The 18,326-nt window shown below is 45.9% G+C and carries 17 protein-coding genes; 5 read left to right on the top strand and 12 right to left on the bottom strand.

The window, feature by feature from the left end:
• The 10 genes from ICN15_RS04695 to ICN15_RS04740 all read right to left on the bottom strand — a co-directional run.
• Positions 1-646, bottom strand: a 646-nt coding sequence (locus ICN15_RS04695) for a helix-turn-helix domain-containing protein (protein WP_216201551.1), incomplete at its 3' end; no start/stop codon positions are given.
• Positions 647-753: 107 nt separating this feature from the next.
• Positions 754-1,185: a phage terminase small subunit P27 family gene (locus ICN15_RS04700; protein WP_216201552.1), complete on the bottom strand. Its 432-nt coding sequence runs from the start codon at positions 1,183-1,185 to the stop codon at positions 754-756.
• A gap of 278 nt (positions 1,186-1,463) precedes the next feature.
• Complete coding sequence (locus ICN15_RS04705; RefSeq protein WP_216201553.1) at positions 1,464-2,465, bottom strand: phage major capsid protein; 1,002 nt, start codon at positions 2,463-2,465, stop codon at positions 1,464-1,466.
• A gap of 160 nt (positions 2,466-2,625) precedes the next feature.
• Positions 2,626-2,943, bottom strand: a complete 318-nt coding sequence (locus ICN15_RS04710) for a hypothetical protein (RefSeq protein ID WP_216201554.1) — start codon at positions 2,941-2,943, stop codon at positions 2,626-2,628.
• A 320-nt stretch (positions 2,944-3,263) separates the two neighbouring features.
• Positions 3,264-4,436: an ATP-binding protein gene (locus tag ICN15_RS04715; protein ID WP_216201555.1), complete on the bottom strand. Its 1,173-nt coding sequence runs from the start codon at positions 4,434-4,436 to the stop codon at positions 3,264-3,266.
• A 113-nt stretch (positions 4,437-4,549) separates the two neighbouring features.
• The gene (locus ICN15_RS04720; protein ID WP_216201556.1) at positions 4,550-4,786 is read right to left on the bottom strand and encodes a helix-turn-helix domain-containing protein; all 237 of its coding nucleotides are present in this window, start codon (positions 4,784-4,786) and stop codon (positions 4,550-4,552) included.
• Positions 4,787-4,966: 180 nt separating this feature from the next.
• Positions 4,967-6,247 (bottom strand): integrase family protein, encoded by a 1,281-nt coding sequence (locus tag ICN15_RS04725; RefSeq protein ID WP_216201557.1) that lies wholly within the window; start codon positions 6,245-6,247, stop codon positions 4,967-4,969.
• Between the two features lie 266 nt (positions 6,248-6,513).
• Positions 6,514-7,824: a serine--tRNA ligase gene (gene serS / locus ICN15_RS04730; RefSeq protein ID WP_216201558.1), complete on the bottom strand. Its 1,311-nt coding sequence runs from the start codon at positions 7,822-7,824 to the stop codon at positions 6,514-6,516.
• A 28-nt stretch (positions 7,825-7,852) separates the two neighbouring features.
• The gene (locus tag ICN15_RS04735) at positions 7,853-8,584 is read right to left on the bottom strand and encodes an outer membrane lipoprotein carrier protein LolA (RefSeq protein ID WP_370625417.1); all 732 of its coding nucleotides are present in this window, start codon (positions 8,582-8,584) and stop codon (positions 7,853-7,855) included.
• Positions 8,556-10,793 carry a DNA translocase FtsK gene (locus tag ICN15_RS04740; RefSeq protein ID WP_370625418.1) on the bottom strand — a complete coding sequence of 746 codons (2,238 nt, stop codon included), beginning with the start codon at positions 10,791-10,793 and terminating at the stop codon, positions 8,556-8,558. The genes ICN15_RS04735 and ICN15_RS04740 overlap by 29 nt, the downstream gene beginning before the upstream one ends.
• Positions 10,794-10,907: 114 nt before the next feature.
• On the opposite strand from ICN15_RS04740, the gene trxB reads away from it, so the two are divergent.
• From trxB to ICN15_RS04760, 4 genes are all read left to right on the top strand, one after another.
• The gene (trxB, locus tag ICN15_RS04745) at positions 10,908-11,864 is read left to right on the top strand and encodes a thioredoxin-disulfide reductase (protein ID WP_216201560.1); all 957 of its coding nucleotides are present in this window, start codon (positions 10,908-10,910) and stop codon (positions 11,862-11,864) included.
• Positions 11,865-12,009: 145 nt separating this feature from the next.
• Complete coding sequence (gene ppa, locus ICN15_RS04750; RefSeq protein WP_216201561.1) at positions 12,010-12,546, top strand: inorganic diphosphatase; 537 nt, start codon at positions 12,010-12,012, stop codon at positions 12,544-12,546.
• Between the two features lie 29 nt (positions 12,547-12,575).
• Positions 12,576-14,195 carry an NAD+ synthase gene (locus ICN15_RS04755; RefSeq protein ID WP_216201562.1) on the top strand — a complete coding sequence of 540 codons (1,620 nt, stop codon included), beginning with the start codon at positions 12,576-12,578 and terminating at the stop codon, positions 14,193-14,195.
• 70 nt (positions 14,196-14,265) lie between these two features.
• Positions 14,266-14,604, top strand: coding sequence for a P-II family nitrogen regulator (locus ICN15_RS04760; protein WP_216201563.1), 339 nt, complete (start codon positions 14,266-14,268; stop codon positions 14,602-14,604).
• A 34-nt stretch (positions 14,605-14,638) separates the two neighbouring features.
• On the opposite strand, the gene ICN15_RS04765 is transcribed toward ICN15_RS04760, so the two are convergent.
• A complete protein-coding gene (locus tag ICN15_RS04765) occupies positions 14,639-15,703 on the bottom strand; it encodes a helix-turn-helix domain-containing protein (protein WP_216201564.1) in 1,065 nt (354 codons plus the stop codon).
• A gap of 62 nt (positions 15,704-15,765) precedes the next feature.
• Positions 15,766-16,404, bottom strand: coding sequence for a response regulator transcription factor (locus tag ICN15_RS04770; protein WP_216201565.1), 639 nt, complete (start codon positions 16,402-16,404; stop codon positions 15,766-15,768).
• 227 nt (positions 16,405-16,631) lie between these two features.
• On the opposite strand from ICN15_RS04770, the gene ilvD reads away from it, so the two are divergent.
• On the top strand, positions 16,632-18,320 hold the full coding sequence (gene ilvD / locus ICN15_RS04775; protein ID WP_216201566.1) for a dihydroxy-acid dehydratase: 1,689 nt from the start codon (positions 16,632-16,634) through the stop codon (positions 18,318-18,320).
• The last annotated feature ends 6 nt before the right edge of the window (positions 18,321-18,326 follow it).

Raw genomic sequence — 18,326 nt, forward strand, 5'->3', positions numbered from 1 at the left:
TACTACCCAGAGCTTGATCTTTAAGTGTGTGATGCCGCGAACGACGCATGATGCGGGTACGGCGTAAATGTGCCACGAGCTCTTTCTTCAAGGCTCCACGGGCTTGGATAAAGAGGCTGCGATAAATTGTCTCGTGTGACACCTGATAGCTTTCATCATCTGGATACGTTTGCTTTAACCATCCGGCAATCTGTTGTGGCGACCACTGCAAGAGCTGCAGCTTATCTGTCACGATACTTGCCAAGGGCTTGTTCAAGACCAGTTTACAAGTCTTAGGACGAAGTGCTCGATCCCAAGCTGAGCTATCTGCCCCAGCTGATCGGTAGTCTTTGGCGCCACCATTACGCTTAACCTCCCGACTAACCGTAGAAGGCGATCTGCCTAAAAGCTGTGCGATAGAACGAAGGGATTGTCCCGTTGCTAGACCGCGGGAGATCTCTTCTCGCTCAGCCAAAGTCAGCGATAGAGCTGATCGAGATCGCTCTAGTGGTTTGATGCCACCACTTTCGGCCAAAATACGCTGGATAGAAGAGTGGCCCCGATCAAATAACTGCGCTATCTGATGAAGGTTATCGCCTTTTTGCCAGCGCTCCCACATTAAAGCCTTCTGAGTGGCTGTGTAATAGATTCGAGGTCTTTGTTTCATGAGCAACACTCCTTTTGCTTACGCAGTTAGTAGTGTGTTGCATCGATCAGTTGAATTCAAGGCCGATAGCGGTCATTGATTAAACCCAGCAAACCCTGCTTTTTACCCTAATAGTCCACTTTAAACTTCGCAAAAGGGTTATCTAGTGGGGTTTCTTCAATTAGCACGATCCGAGAGCGTGAACTTGGAGTGAATCCCATATCTGTTGCAGCCCTCATCATTAAGATGGCTTGGCGATTCTGAATTGACATGGCGGGATTGATCACAGTTGCACCGTTGGCGGCGCTGATTGTCTGCCCAGAGTTTTTAACTTCTACACCAGCAATGCGGTAAGCCACTAAAGCGTTCACCCAGACTTCCATGTGGCTAGAATCTATCATTTTCAATAAACCCTTAGGAGCGTGCGTCATCGCATAGCCCCAGACTTGCCTCTCTTCTTCACCAAAGTATGCTGGCGGCTCAACTAAGTCACCATGAGGCTTAGGTTCGGCTGGGTTGGCTCTGTCAGCGCGATTAGTCCCCTGAAGGAGTTTTAACATTGTGGGTTTGGGAGTTCTGCCAGCCATATAAACCTCTATTTTGAAAATTCAAAAATTGACATTGTGTGTGTCGTGCCTTACGCGCGGTTTAGCTCAGTAATCCCATAGGGATTGAAAGCCCCCTAGGGTACGGGAGGCTCACCGAAAGGTATTAACGATGAGATTCCTGTATGCACCCCCAGAAAGATACTGAATGACCCAATCTAATTAGGACTGTTCAAACTGCCAGAGTTTTTCAAAGGATCACCCACCGCTGGCTGGGACGACATGTCAACAACTTAAACCGAAACCAAATCACCGATTAGCACTCTTCCTGCATCAGTAGTAAATGGGACTACTCGCTTCTCTAATAGAACAGTACGAAGGTTACGAGTCAGATCTTCGCCATCAAGTCCGAGGATCAGCATTGCTTGTGATCTCTCAGCCAATGAGACGCCAACGCCATCTAATGTCGTTAATAAGAACTTCCCAGATGGGATGGACGAGGCTTGGGCAATCGTGATGCCATACATCTGAGGCATTCCTAACCAGACTCCGCTAGTGCTAGCCTTTGTCAGGGCGAGAGTTGCGTAATCTTGGGGATTAAGAAAGAATGTCCCTGAGAGTCCATATAAAGCTAACTGCGCTGCTGCACCTACAAGGTTGTCTGCCACCGTAGTACTGGCGCTGACATACGCTGTATTGTTACCAGCAGTATTAGCCATAGTCCAGATAGCATCATCGATCGTTTTTCTTAATCTGAGATTCAGCACATTGTTCACGATACTTTGCAAATCAGGAATGTCCTGCAATGCTTGCGTTGAGATCTTGGCATAACAGGCATAAGTTAGCAGCTCTACTGTCGAAGATGAGGTGCTAATGGCTAAGAGCTTCTTGGCATCACCTTGCGCTGCTTGAACCCCAGCAGTATCAGTTGAACCAATCTTGTTTACCACCACAGAGGGGGCATCAACAATGCGGGTTGGTAGGTACTGCTCAATAAATGACCACCCTGTCGTTGCCGTCATGGCAATCGGATTCATCATCGCTGGCACACTAAGTCCAGAGTCCGACACAATCGCTTTACGCGATAAGGCTACCCTGCCATTAAAGTCATTGCCCTTTAGGGTATCGAAGGCATCGCGCCACTCGGTATTGTTATTGCTGCCACCCGTAAAGTTAGGGCGGTTTGATTTAGTTTGATCTGCTTCAAGCGTATTTAAGCGGTCGCCAAAGTCAGATACAAAATTGGTTATATCTTCATTGCCCTTTTGAACAAGGGCTAATAGGTCGTGTGTCATGGAATGCTCCAAAGAGTTAATAAATTTGCTCTAAGGCTACTCTTCGACAGACTCACTCTGTTCTGGGTTTTCTTCTTCCGAGCTGTGTCGGGATTTTGATTGTGTACTGCAAGAATCACTCAGGAAGTACACAAACCAATAACTCTATTTTCCGCTGATCCTATGAATTAGCAACACATTTTTTTAATGTTGTTGCGGCATATTCGGCAGTCTCTTGCCAGCCTTTTGCAATTATCTCTTGCGTTGCAATCTGACCAACATAAATCTTATGTTCAATAGTCTGCTTCGAAGACAAACAACGGCAAACATTTTCAAGATGCGATCGCATTTCATCAGCACACTTAATAACTGCGCTCGGAGAATAAGCTTCAGTCTTTAAAAATGCAATTTTGTTAAAGAGTTGATTCAAGTTGTCCATCAAAATCTCATTGTCTATATGGAGCATTGCTTCTGGTGATGGGTTTGTTAGTGCTTTCATGGTGTTGATCCTAAAGTGAAGGTATATAAGGGGTACTTAAAACGGTAAATATGGTTATTTTGTTATTAATGGTAAGTATGGAATCTATGGTTGGTATCGTGTGCTATGCCAGCTATCTTGGCTAGTTTTAAGCGGGTATCAATCTGTTCCGCAGATTTCTGCTTAATAGAATCGATTGGGGAGGCTTCCGCAGAAATCTGCGGAAGCTGAGGATAACTCCGCAGAATTCTGCTTAGTTGTTCCAAGCTGCTCACCCTTTCTTGCTACTTGATTCTCTTTAGCTCTCGCTGTAATAGTCATAGATACCAAAGAAACCACTTTTAGACCCCCCTTCGCTGATTGGCTAATTGGTTTTTATATTCATCCGCAATCAAGCCGTATCGAAACCCATGTTTGGGCTGAGCAATTGATAGCCATAGTGGATCTACCGAAAATGATGAGCAATGGCGTTTTAAAACTCCATCCAATCGTCTGCGAGCAAACCCTCTCTCTTGAGTTTTAGAGATTTCAAATAAATCATTGGAGGATTTACTGAGAATTCTGATGTTATCCAATATGAATGAGATCTCGTCAGCATCCTCTTGTAGGTATTTCTTATGCTTAGATAGCGCCAGAGTATCAATGTGCCTTGGCTGCACCGTTACGCCACGATCTGAGTCAATCACAAAGGTGAGTTCCTCCAGTTGCGCACGAGACTTATCAATATGAGTTGACACCGTTATCGAACCATCTGGATTCTTAATGGGGATAAGGTAAATTAGCTCATCAAAGTCATTTCTCAGATCGCCAGTACCTTCATAGATGGGCAAACCATCAAGACCATCGTATTTATTGCAATGCCCCAGACAAATTACAGTCATTCCCTTGGCAGTCAAGGCACGCAGGATTGAATAAAAAGTCTTCCCTTTGTTTTTTGCCATCAAATCGGTGAACTTCTTGAGCGTATCGAGAACCAGCACAACATTGGAATAGTCTTTATCGATAAGTGACATCTGTTTTAGATATTCAACTACCTGATCGTTGGTATGCCCAGTTATATCTGGGTTTAAAAGCGTATAGCCGTGATCTTTCGCATGTGCTGCATAGTCTTTAATGTCGCTGGCTGATGCGTCAGCATTGACATAGATGACTTGATAGCCCACTCCCGCCAATAACGCTGCAATATAGGTCAGAAAAGCAGTTTTACCAGAGCCAGCTTTTCCAATAATGGCAATCAAGTGTCCTGCAACAAAAAGTTTTAGATAAATAAATTTTGCATCTTGAATTTCTTTAACCTTATTCTCGGTCACTTTCATATTCATTAATCCTTCGAATGGGTCTGGAATCTCTTTTAAGATTTGGGGAATCTTAGATTTTTGATGGGAGAGTAATGGCTCAATATGTTGACTACCAGCTTTGAAGTTAATAGTTCTACCTCTAGCCCTACTTTCTTCTTCAGGTACGGTCTCGCCAAAGCCCTCTTGCCATTCTTCGTTTGTCTGGACTGTGTTCATATTCCCACCTTGCAGATAAAACCTTGGCAGCGTATGATCGGAATTGAATTTGTTTTGAAAAGGTCTGGCTTTGGAGAGCCAGATTTTTTTATTGGGGGATTCATATTGACCCCTTAGGCTGTGGCTTTTTGAGTGCGGGACTCATCATTTATAAGCTCCAATAAAGCAGCCTCACCATTCTCTAGCAGCTTGGCAATATCAGAAACTCTCCACAGTAATCGACCCCCAACTTTGATAGGCACAATGCCGTAGCAATGCCCTTTCTCACAATAATTTTTGCGTACAGTTTGAGGGGAATTATGCACAGCCTTAGCAAACTCTTCTGTAATTACTACCTCTGGTAATTCCATAATGATTTATTCCCCTGTCCATATTTCGATGTAAAGCTATATCTTCTAGCTATACCATTGGACTATGAGTTTGATAAAAAACTGCCACTTCAAAAGTGGCAAGAGAAAATAAATATCCACTTTCAAAGTGGCAAAAATTTCAGATTATGAAAATTACTTCTTATTCCTATATAGGAATGCCTAAGCTGCCAATATATCTTCCAGCTTGGACTCCCAGCGCTTCAAAACATCGAGCTTTTCAGGCAGATACTCATACATGTTGTAGACCTGATCTTGCACACCATGAATGCCGTGGCTTAATAGCTGACCGCGTAAATCTTTACTTATACCCATTTGAGCCAACATCGTTTCACAAGTGCGCCGCAAATCTCGTATATCAAATGTGTTCTCACCCATTGATTTACTGATCTGGGACACTCTTGCACCAGCCTCGCGCGCATTTGAATAAAAATAATGTTTTTCACCCTTAGGCATATCTTGCAGCAAACCTAAACTCTTCGGCGCTAAAGGCACAAGATGTTCTCTAGGCTCTAAGCGCCGCCCTTTTGGATCTAGCAATTTAATTGCACCTATTTCAGATTGATAGTCCTGTTCAGTAATACGGGATAACTGGGCAATACGCTGCGCGCCCGACATCATGTGGATTTTGAGTAAAGTATCGACTGGGCTATCGGTCAAAGCCATGAGATACATTTTTAGCTCTTGCTTAGATAGATGGCGATTTGTCTTTTTATTACGAATCTTAGGAATGATCGTTACTGGATTACTGGTAATTTTGAAAGGTATGAACGCAGCAGGGGCTTGAGCATCAAACTTTGCCTTCATCGCTGCGTTATAAGCAGCCGATAAATAACTGCGTGTAATGTCAGCAGTGCGCTTTTTACCAGCCTCAAACACTTTGCGAATAATGTCTGCAATATCTTCACTAATAATTTGCTTGGCAGGAACATCAGCAAACTTGCTGGTAAAGACATGGCAAGTAAAGGCGCTAAATGAATCTGAGCTTGCCTTTAGCTTGCCCGCTGCCTTAAGCCCGTCCGAGTACACGGTACATAAAGCCCGCAATGTAAGCCTATGTTCGCGCTCCTTTTCTATTTTTGCCGTTACCCGCGCCTCTTTCACGGCAACATCAGCCGCAATCACTTGTGCCTTTACTTCTCTTGGGTCTTTGCCATCATCAATTTGAGTCTGGTAGCTACGGGCTTTGATTCTGGCGCTATCTAATGTCCATACCTTGGTATCGCCAATCGTCATCCGAATGGACTCGCCGTTAAATCGTCCTTGGAAGATAAAGGCTTTGCTACCCCTCAGATTGAGCTTGGTTTTCTTGGTGACTCGCACACCAAAACCCGATGTGTCAGTATCCCAAAAAAATTCTTGTAAGCGTTTTCCAGAACTCATGTAAGCAGAAACTCTTGCTGGTGTCAGGCGTTCTCTTTTTGGTGTCAGGCGTTCGTTCATATCCCCTTTTTTGTAAGCACTTTGTACTCACATTACAGGAAAATATCGAAATAGCAAGGAATGAGAAAAAGTTGAACTCAACTTGTGAGTTGGCTGCAAACCCTTATAAACATTGACTAAATCAACATAACGCTACTTTAGGGAATGTATCGGAATAAGTGGCTTTTACTATTTTCGAGTCAGGTACATTCGACCACTCTGCCACCTCTCCGGACCGAAGGGGCAATTATAGCTTTGGGATACTGTTTAGTTTGTTAGACGTCTGATTAGGATGGCTTAATTACTTCCAGGCCAGCCATGTATGGTTGCAATACTTTTGGAATGGCGATGCTGCCATCAGCCTGCTGGAAGTTTTCTAAGATAGCCACTCCGGTTCTACCGACTGCGAGACCAGAGCCATTGAGGGTGTGAACCAACTCAGGCTTTCCTTGCCCGACTTTAAATCTAGCCTGCATCCGTCTTGCCTGAAAGTCGCCCATATTAGAGCATGAGCTAATCTCACGGTAAGCATTTTGCGATGGAATCCAGACCTCAAGGTCATACGTTTTGCTACTACCAAAGCCCATATCACCAGTACAGAGCAATACTTTTCTATATGGCAATTCGAGTAACTCCAAAATCTTTTCAGCATGGGAAGTTAATACTTCCAGCAATTGCATTGACTCTTCAGGCTTTGAAATTTGTACCAGCTCTACTTTTTCAAACTGGTGCTGACGAATCATGCCACGTACATCGCGCCCATAACTTCCAGCTTCAGATCGGAAACAGGGTGTATGCGCTACAAACTTGAGCGGCAGTTCTTCGGCTGCTGTAATAGTATCACGCACCAAATTCGTTACTGGTACTTCAGCTGTGGGAATGAGATAAAAGTTTTCAATTTTTGCTTCGCCTGCCCCATCTTCACCACCCATCTGACGAGGGACTTTAAACAAATCTTCTTCAAACTTAGGTAACTGACCGGTACCCCTCATGGATGCTGCATTCACCATCAAAGGAACATAGAGCTCTTCGTAACCATGCTGATTGGTATGTAGATCGATCATGAATTGCGCTAAGGCACGGTGCAATCTCGCGATAGGTCCTTTGAGAACAGCAAAGCGGGAGCCACTTATCTTGGCAGCAGATTCAAAGTCAAGGCCCAAGGGTGCACCCAAATCGACATGGTCTTTTACCGGGAATGCAAACTCTGGGATCGTTCCCCAAGTCTTCACTTCTTTATTATCATTCTCGTCCTTACCAACAGGCACTGCTTCATCAGGCAGATTTGGAATATCCATCAAGAAATCAGCAATCTCCATTTGGAGAATAGATAGTCTTGCTGAGCCCGATTCCATGTCAATATTAATTTGACTGGCTTCAGCCATCTCAGCTGTCGCATCCTCGCCCTTGCCTTTTTTCATACCAATAGCTTTGGCCAATTGATTGCGTTTTGCCTGCAACTCTTCGGTGCGAGTCTGCAGTAATTTACGCTCGGCTTCTAAGGTGTTGAATTTCTCAACATCTAGTTGGAATTTGCGAGTGGCTAAACGCGCAGCAACGGCTGCGATATCTTTGCGAAGTAGTTGGGGATCAATCATAAATTGCTCGGTCTTTTAGATTCAGTTTTTAGTTTAAGCGTAAGACTTCAGCACCAGCGGGGGGCGTAAAAGTGAAGCGGTTAGCAGGTAAATTGACGTTGAGCACAATCTTATCCAAAGTCACTAGAACAACACTTCCCAGGCCATCAATCAGCTCTAGTGCTTTCGGCAGGCCATTCACCATACCAACAGAGATCTTGGTATAGGGCAAGTCATTACCCCCTTTTGCGTTGGGATTTTTCTTGGGACTTAAAGCAACCCATTTCATCCCTAGGCGATCTTCACCCTCAACCAGGTCGAAGCTTTGATCTAGTGAGGTTTCACCAAACAAAATGGCAGCAGGGGTGCTAGCTAAGACTTGACCCGCAGGCCTGAAGGTCGCCTGGTTTAAATCCTTATCCCATAGGATGAGTTGCTTGCCATCAGCAATCAGTTTTTGCTCATAGGGTTTTTGGGTATCCCAGATAAAACGTCCCGGCCTTTGAAACACAAACTGACCCTGAGTTTGACGAACCACCTTTAAACCTTTGTCTTGGGGCTCATTGGCCTTAGCAGCGCGCAACTGCTGCTGTATAAATTCACCCTCGGCAGTTTTGGAGTTCCGTACAAATTGCCGTAACTGCTCTGCGCCGCTCTCACCCTCTGCTAATACAAGGCTCGAAAAGAAAAAGGGGGTAAGACCTAAGATGGCGGAAGCAAGTAACGATACAAATCTGTTCAAGGTGTTGACCTTATTCGGAAGAGCGATGAAGGATTTCACGATTACCGCCATTGCCCATTTTGGAAACGAGTCCTGCTTTCTCCATATCTTCAAGCAAGCGTGCTGCGCGGTTGTAACCAATCCGCAAATGCCGCTGTACTAAAGAAATTGATGGGCGCTTATTTTCAAGCACAATCGCTACTGCCTGATCGTATAAAGGGTCAGCTTCACCACCACCCTCACCAGTCAGCGCATCCATAGTGGATTCATCAGCGCCTTCGAGCACGCCGTCAATGTAATTGGCTTCGCCTTTTTCTTTCAACCACTCGACAACACGATGGACTTCATCATCAGATACAAAGGCACCATGAACGCGGACTGGCAAACCAGTGCCTGGGGCCATGTAAAGCATATCGCCCATACCGAGGAGCGCCTCCGCTCCCTGTTGGTCGAGAATTGTCCGGCTGTCGATTTTGCTGCTCACCTGGAAAGAAATACGAGTTGGAACGTTAGCCTTAATCAAACCAGTAATCACATCCACGCTCGGGCGTTGGGTTGCTAACACCAAGTGAATACCAGCAGCACGAGCCTTCTGTGCAATACGAGCAATCAATTCTTCAATCTTCTTGCCAGAAACCATCATCAAGTCAGCCAACTCATCGATTACGATCACAATGACGGGTGCTTTATAAATGGGCTCTGGATCATCCGGAGTCAAGCTAAAGGGGTTAGTAAGCTTTTCCCCTTTTTCTTCAGCCTCTAAAATTTTCTTATTAAATCCAGCTAGGTTACGCACACCAAACTTACTCATCAGTTTGTAGCGGCGCTCCATTTCATTCACAGCCCAATTCAAAGCGTTATACGCTTGCTTCATGTCCGTCACAACGGGGCACAAGAGATGTGGGATCTTGTCGTACATCGCCATTTCTAACATCTTCGGATCAATCATGATCAAACGCACTTCATCTGGTTTGGCCTTAAAGAGGATCGACAGAATCATGGCATTAATACCAACTGACTTTCCAGCGCCTGTAGTACCAGCAACCAAGCAGTGCGGCATCTTCGCTAAGTCCGCAACGATGGGGCTACCAGAAATATCTTTACCCAAAGACAGAGTCAAGATGGAATGGCTATCGTTATAGACTTGCGAGCTCAAAATCTCAGAGAGATAAACGGATTGACGGGTTGGATTTGGCAATTCCAAAGCCATGCAGGTTTTGCCGGGGATGGTTTCGACGACACGCATACTGACTACGCCAAGGGAGCGTGCCAAGTCGCGTGAGAGGTTCACAATCTGACTACCCTTGACGCCGACCGCAGGATCAATTTCATAACGGGTCACTACTGGTCCTGGATAGGCGGCAATAACCTTCACCTCCACATTGAACTCGGCTAACTTGCGCTCAATTAAGCGAGAAGTAAATTCCAGCACATCGGCTGAAATCGTTTCTTTTATCTCAGGCACAGGATCAAGCAATGCCAATGGGGGCAATTCTGAATCCGGAATATCCACAAAGAGCGGTTGTTGCTTCTCGCGCTCCACTCGAGCACTTTTAGGAATTTCTACTGGGGCACGCACAATCTGCACAGGCTTTGCAATTTCTACACGCCCACGGAACTCTTCTACAAACTCTTCGCGCTCTTCAGCAGCAACCTCACCTAGCTTGCGGTCTTCTTCACTATCGCGGCGCTCACGGAGACGGTTGTAGGCCAGCTCGAGGGAACGCCCTACTTTTTCCGCGACATTTAACCAAGAAAAATGAAGAAATAATGAAAGCCCGGCAAAAAGGGTAAATAACAAAACCAGGGTGGAGCCAGTAAAGCCAAGCGTCATTTGGAGTGGGTCACCTATAAGCTCCCCCAAAATACCGCCAGGAGGCCTTGGAAGGTCCCAGGTCAAGGAATGTAAGCGAAGAGACTCCAACCCCATGCTACTGAATAGAGTCAGTCCAAAGCCCAGCCAGCGCATTAACAAAGAGTCTGGCTTAGCTTCTGGGTCTGGAGACAGAGGAATGCTCCAAAGCTCACGCCAACCAGTTAAAACACGGCGACCAAAGAGCACAACCCACCAAAATGCTGAAATACCAAATATATAAAGCAATAGATCCGCGAAATAAGCGCCAAAACGGCCTCCTAGATTCTTAGGGGCCTCAAAACTGGCATGGGACCAAGCAGGATCGGCTTTGGAGTAGGTCAGCAAAATAGCCAATAATCCCAAGCAAAGGCCACAAGAGATAAACCAGCGGGCCTCCAGCAGAAGTCGGGGCATCCTACCCTGCCCTTGATTGTCGGGGGGCTTGGGGCTTAAGGGGGTTTTTGACTTCGGGTATGCAGTTCTAGCCATGTTCTACCGATTGTAAACAAGCAAACCTATAATTTGGTTATGACTACAAATACCCCCAAACACTCAAAAGTCCTTATTCTAGGTTCAGGCCCTGCCGGATACACAGCTGCAGTATATGCAGCCCGCGCTAACCTCAGCCCAACACTCATTACTGGCTTGGCACAAGGCGGCCAATTAATGACCACGACAGATGTAGAAAACTGGCCAGCAGATCCCGATGGCGTCCAAGGGCCAGAGCTCATGGATCGTTTTTTAAAGCATGCTGAACGCTTTAATACCGACATCATTTTTGACCATATTCATACTGCCGCCCTCACAGAAAAACCAATCCGCTTAGTGGGTGACTCGGGAACCTACACTTGTGACGCCCTAATTATTTCTACAGGTGCATCTGCTATGTACCTTGGTTTACCCAGCGAAGAGGCATTCATGGGTCGCGGTGTATCAGGATGTGCGACTTGTGATGGTTTTTTCTATCGCAATCAAGACGTCTGCGTAGTAGGCGGTGGTAACACTGCCGTTGAAGAGGCGCTCTACCTCACTGGTATTGCCAAGAAAGTAACCGTAATCCATCGTCGCGATAAATTCCGTTCGGAGCCTATCCTCATTGATCGCCTTATGGCCAAAGTAGCTGAAGGCAAAGTGGAGCTGAAATTAAATTCCACTCTGGATGAAGTACTCGGAGATGAAAAGGGCGTCACTGGGGTTCGTATTAAGAAAGCAGACGGCAGCACCGAAGATCTTGCTGTGACAGGCGCCTTTATTGCAATTGGTCACAAACCGAATACGGAGTTATTTATTGGTCAGCTGGATATGAATAATGGCTACATCAAAACCCACTCTGGCTTAGAGGGCAATGCTACTGCTACTAATATCCCCGGCGTATTTGCATCAGGTGATGTACAAGACCATATTTATCGTCAAGCTATCACGAGTGCAGGCACTGGCTGTATGGCTGCCTTAGATGCCCAACGTTACTTGGAGACTTTAGAGTAATTAACGCGTCATTAACCAAGGCTCGAAAGAAAACGCCTAGCCCTATCGCTAGGCGTTTTTAATTTGACGGCAAGGCTTTAAACTAGGCATACCCTCACCTCTTTGCTAATATTGAGGCAATTATTCATCATCAACTGGAGTATTCATGAGTTACGACAAGGTCAGCCCCGGGAAAAAAATCCCAGAAATCTTCAATGTCATTATTGAGATCCCCATGAATGCGGATCCAGTGAAATACGAGGTTGATAAAGACAGTGGTTGTTTGTTCGTCGATCGCTTTATGGGTACAGCAATGCACTATCCATGCAACTACGGTTACATTCCGCGTACGATTGCTGGTGACGGCGATCCTGTTGATGTTCTCGTCATTACTCCATTCGCTCTGGTTCCAGGCTCAGTCATTAGCTGTCGCGCTATTGGCATGTTAGAGATGGAAGATGAAGGCGGACAGGATGCGAAGTTGTTGGCTGTTCCAGAAGACAAGATTTTGTCGATCTATAAGCATTTACAAAAACCTGAGGATGTCAACGAACTACTCTTGAACCAAATCCAGCACTTCTTCGAACACTACAAAGATCTTGAAAAAGGGAAGTGGGTCAAAGTAAAAGGCTGGACAGGTGTTGCCGGTGCCCATCAGGAAATTTTGAGTGGCATCGAAGGCTACGCTCAGTCACAAAAATAATTAAGCAACTATTGGAGCAATCATTGGGAGTGAGCTCGCAAACAATCGCCTTGGCGCAAATGAACCCTCTGTTAGGTGATTTGCCTGGTAATGCCCGTCTCATCTCTCAAGCTGCGGCCGATGCTTATGCACAAGGCGCAAATCTACTACTAACACCAGAGCTTTCACTCACTGGATACCCACCAGAAGATCTACTCTTACGCCCTGCTTTTATTGAGGCTGCAGAGCGTGAGCTGAGCTCTTTAATGCTAGCGCTCCAGAAATTCCCTGGTCTGATTGTTATTGTTGGCCATCCCAAAAGAACGACCAGCGGTTTACAAAACTACGCGTCTGTTCTGCGCGATGGAAAAGTCATTGCTGGCTACGCAAAACAAGAATTGCCTAATCACGAAGTATTTGATGAAGTGCGGTATTTCACAGCAGGTAATGAAGCCTGTGTATTTGAAAATGCCGGCATCCAATATGGACTTATTCTCTGCGAAGATGCCTGGCATACAGCCCCTGCTAAACAAGCTCATGCTGCTGGAGCACAAGTGTTATTGGTTCTCAACGCATCCCCCTATCATCTCCAAAAAGAAACTTTACGCATTGAAGTTCTGCGCAAGCATATTGCACTAACGAAGATGCCTTTGGTGTATGTCAATGCCGTTGGCGGTCAAGATGAACTCGTTTTTGATGGTGGATCTTTTGCACTGAATAGTGCAGGCAAAGTAGTTATGACGATGCCTCAATTTGAAACCGCTCTTGGCTTGGTTAATGTCAATGCATCTGCCGATCTAGAACAAGGATCTCTAGTGGCAACCTTAAGCGTAGAAGCCCAGGCTTATCAAGCGCTAGTTTTAGGTGTGCGGGACTATGTTCAAAAGAATCACTTTCCCGGAGTCATTATTGGCCTCTCTGGAGGTATTGACTCTGCATTAGTACTAGCTGTTGCCGTGGATGCCCTAGGTGCCGATCGTGTGCGAACTGTCATGATGGCCTCTCGCTATACCGCTGAAATTTCTTGGCTTGATGCTAGAGAAATGGCGAAGAATCTTCAGGTTCAATACGATGAGATTCCGATTGGCGAACCAGTAGACGCCTTAGAAAAATCTTTAGCAGAGCAATTTAAAGGTTTGAAACTAGATGCTACGGAGGAGAATATTCAGGCACGGGTACGTGGCACTCTGCTGATGGCGCTCTCTAATAAAACGGGTCGCCTGGTTCTGACTACAGGCAATAAAAGTGAGATGGCTGTAGGCTACTGCACCTTATATGGTGATATGGCTGGTGGTTTTGCCGTCATTAAGGATATCGCTAAGACTTTAGTCTATCGCCTATGCGCCTACCGTAATAGCATTACCCCCATTATTCCGGAGCGAATCCTGACGCGTGCCCCTTCCGCCGAATTGCGCCCTGATCAAACTGATCAAGATAGCCTCCCTTCCTATGAAATATTGGACGGCATCGTTGAGCGTTACATAGAGCAAAACCAGTCCATCACCCAAATCATTGCTGCCGGCTTTGATGCTGAAAGCGTTGAAAAGGTTACCCGCCTCATAAAGCTCAATGAATATAAGCGCCGACAGGCACCTCCAGGTGTCCGGGTAACTACTCGCGCTTTTGGGCGCGACTGGCGCTATCCTATTACTTCACAATTTAGAGCCTAAGCAGCCCCAATGGGGGTTTTAGGGCATTTGGTAAGAGATCTAGGTATGATTACCTTATTAAGGGGAATATATGAAGCTAATCACATCCATTATTAAGCCGTTCAAACTTGATGAAGTTCGCGAAGCCCTCGCTGAAGTAGGTGTTACTGGGCTGACTGTCACCGAAGTAAAAGGTTTTGGTCGCCAAAAAGGTCACACTGAACTTTATCGTGGCGCCGAGTATGTGGTTGATTTTTTACCGAAAGTAAAAGTAGAGGTCGTCATTCCTGACGACCTTGTCGAAGCAGCCATTGAGGCAATTACTAAAGCCGCTCATACTGGCAAGATTGGTGATGGTAAGATTTTTGTAAGCCCAATTGAGCAGGCCATTCGTATTCGGACTGGAGAGATTAACGACTCCGCGGTATAAAAACCGCCATCACCATGCGCTAATCCTTTTAGGGTTAGCGCAATTGAGAATCCGACCGATCTGTAGGTGGAGCCGCTATCTCAGAAGCTTCCAAAATCAATGTTTTAGTGTTGGGATTTGACGGGCGTACTTTTACCCCCTGGAAAAATACATCCATCTGACTCAAGCCATCTGTCAGCACCTTAAACGGCGGCTTACCATTAAACGATATCCCCACTCCCGGCTCAAGGAGTTTATTTTGAGTCTTACCGGAAGCATCCACTACACAAATAACTTGCTGAGATTTAGTCTGTACGTAAACCACATTGGCTGGTTTTCGAGCCGCCTCTGGCTTAAAGCTGGTACCCCCTTCCTCTGAAGGGCAAACGCCAGAGGTGCCTGCAGCAACCACTGAGACCGGCGCTACTTCTACCGGCGCCACTGCGGGGGGCGACTCAACTGGCGTCGCTACGGACGGTGGGGCAGGCTCATTGATTTCTTCTTTTACGAGGATTATTTCCTCTGGCTTATCTGCGAAAAATAAAGGTCGCAAATTAATAACTGCAAAAACCCCAGCGGCAAGTACGCTGAACCAAAGAAAAAGTGTGTTTTGCGAACTGGATTTTGACTTGCTTGCTGCTCTGGTGAATGGCACTTCTTTGGCTTGCACTTTTGTAACAGGCTCTTTTTTTTCTTCTGCAATTACCATCGTGGGTAACTGAGTCTCCTCCGCCCGCTCTTTGATTTCAAGGGCATCTTTAACTACATCTACCTCACTGGCCAACATCTTTTCAACCTGAAGATCCTGAGGATTCTTTATTAACTTAGCCTCTGCAATCGGAAGCTCCTCTTGGCTTGCATTAAATTTTTGCGGCACTTGTGAGCTATCGTCGAATGCATCCGCATCATTTAGCTTAAGGAGCCTTGCTACCTTCTTGGCAGCGGTGACTTTAATCTGTTCGCTATAAAAAGAACTCGTTCCACCATTTTCAATTTGCTCAATTTGACGAGTCGATAGACAGGCCATGCCGCCGAGTACTTTTGTGCTTAGGCCAAGGCTCTCTCGAGCCTTGATAAAGGCTTCTTTACGAATCTCGGGAGGCTTAGAGTGGATGGTCACAGGAGTAACTTATTTATAAGAATATTAATCGTTGTTGAGAATCTAACATACTATTATTGCTATTAATTCAACAGCCTATGATCTTGAATATTTTCAAGATCAGATTCAAGGTACTTTGTAACCAACGTTTGAACTGACTCTACATTCATCTTATCCATGACTCTAGATTTATGAACCTTAATCGTGGCATCCGTTGTCCCCAGTTTGACGGCAATATCCTTGTTCAGTAAGCCCTTGACTAGCCAAAAGCATACCTCCCTCTCCCTCGGAGTCAATGTGGCATAGCTCTTTTTCGTCTCCACTTCCTTGGAAATACGTTTGAGCTGACGGCTATCCAACTCCAAAGCATCGGCGACCGCTTTTAATAAATCCTCAATATTGAATGGCTTGAAGAGGAAATCAACAGCCCCCTGTTTAAGGCTTTTCACAATCTGATGGGGATGGCTCTGCCCACTAATGAACACAATCGGAGTCTTACGCCCAATTTTCAGCAATGTTTCTTGCAAATCCAATCCCGATTGATCTGGCATTTGCATATCTAACAAAATGACTGCCGGCGCTACAGGCAAGGAATCTTCGATAAATGTCTGTGCCGAGGAAAAATCTTCAACAATGTAACCCACCTCTCTCAACATCCTCCCCAAAGAGGCGCGCATCGAGTCATCGTCGTCAATTAAGTAGATGTGACCAAGTTTAGACATTGAATTTAAAGGAAAAGGTAATAAAAACAGAATGTAATGCAGTTTTTTTTGAAAGGATATTAGCTTTTAAGCTAACAGAAGGAATAATGATTCAATTAAATCAAATCATATTCTTATTGCAGCGCACCAATAAATAGCTAAAGGCTTCTTATAAACCTCTGCATTTCCCCTTCTATCGCGGCACAATAGAGGTTTTCGACAAATTATTCTCTGGAGTCCAAATCAGCATGAAACGCCTCAATGAACGCTCACGCAATGTCACCGAAGGGGTTGCCCGCGCACCCAATCGCTCAATGTATTACGCCATGGGCTATCAGGAGAACGATTTCGTCAAACCCATGGTCGGCGTGGCAAATGGCCATTCCACCATCACTCCATGCAATAGTGGGCTACAGCAGCTAGCAGATGCAGCAGTGATTGCCCTAGAAGAGGCTGGTGCTAAATCGCAAGTATTTGGTGTGCCAACTGTTTCTGATGGCATTGGTATGGGCACTGAGGGCATGAAGTATTCCCTTGTCTCCCGCGAAGTCATTGCCGATAGCATTGAGACTTGCGTCAACGGCTTATGGCAGGATGGCGTAGTCGTGATTGGTGGTTGCGATAAAAATATGCCGGGCGGCATGATGGCAATGGCCCGCACCAATGTCCCGAGTATTTATGTTTATGGTGGCACCATTAAGCCAGGTCATTACAAAGGCAAGGATCTCAATATTGTTTCCGCTTTTGAAGCCGTTGGTGAATTTACCTCGGGACGTTTGAACGAGGAAGATCTCAAGGGTGTTGAACAAAATGCGTGCCCAGGTAGCGGCTCTTGTGGCGGTATGTATACAGCCAATACGATGAGCTCTTCATTTGAAGCCCTAGGAATGAGCCTGCCCTACTCCTCCACCATGTCCAACGTAGATGCCGAGAAAGTGGCTAGTGCGCACGAGTCAGCAAAGGTTCTAGTTGAGGCAATTAAAAACAATTTACGTCCACGCGACATCATCACCAAAAAATCTATTGAGAATGCGGTCAGCGTGATCATGGCGGTTGGTGGCTCTACCAATGCCGTATTGCATTACCTAGCGATTACCAGCGCCGCGGAAATTGATTGGACGATTGATGACTTTGAGCGCATTCGTAAACGTGTTCCCGTCATTGCGGATATGAAACCCTCCGGCCAGTATTTAGCAACCGATCTTCACCAAGCTGGTGGTATTCCACAAGTGATGAAGATTTTGCTAGATGGTGGACTGTTGCATGGCGACTGCATGACAATCACCGGCAAAACGATTGCTGAAGTACTAAAAGATGTTCCATCTACACCGCGTGCAGATCAAAAAGTCATTCGCACTTTAGATAATCCAATGTACAAGCAGGGTCACTTGGCTATCCTTAAAGGCAATATCTCCCCAGAAGGTTGCGTAGCGAAAATTACTGGTCTCAAGAACCCATCGATTACTGGCCCTGCCCGTGTATTTGATTCTGAGGATGACGCCATGGCTGCCATCATGGCGCAAAAGATCAAAGATGGTGATGTGATGGTCATTCGTTACGAAGGCCCCAAAGGCGGTCCTGGCATGCGCGAGATGCTCGCTCCTACCTCAGCCCTAGTTGGTCAAGGTTTAGGCGAGACAGTCGGTCTGATTACCGATGGGCGCTTCTCTGGCGGCACCTGGGGTATGGTGGTTGGTCACGTAGCACCTGAGGCATTTGTAGGTGGTGTGATTGCATTGATTCACGAAGGGGACTCCGTGACAATCGATGCTCATAAGCTGCTGATTCAATTGAACGTGAGTGATGAAGAAATCGCAAAGCGTCGCGCCGCTTGGGTACAACCTAAGCCACGCTACACCCGCGGCTTGCTAGCGAAATATGCCCGTCTTGCAAGCAGCGCTAGTAAAGGTGCGGTAACCGATCTCAATTTAGATTGAAGCTTG

Origin of the sequence: Polynucleobacter sp. CS-Odin-A6, from assembly GCF_018882095.1 — a bacterium.
Classification (GTDB): Bacteria; Pseudomonadota; Gammaproteobacteria; order Burkholderiales; family Burkholderiaceae; genus Polynucleobacter.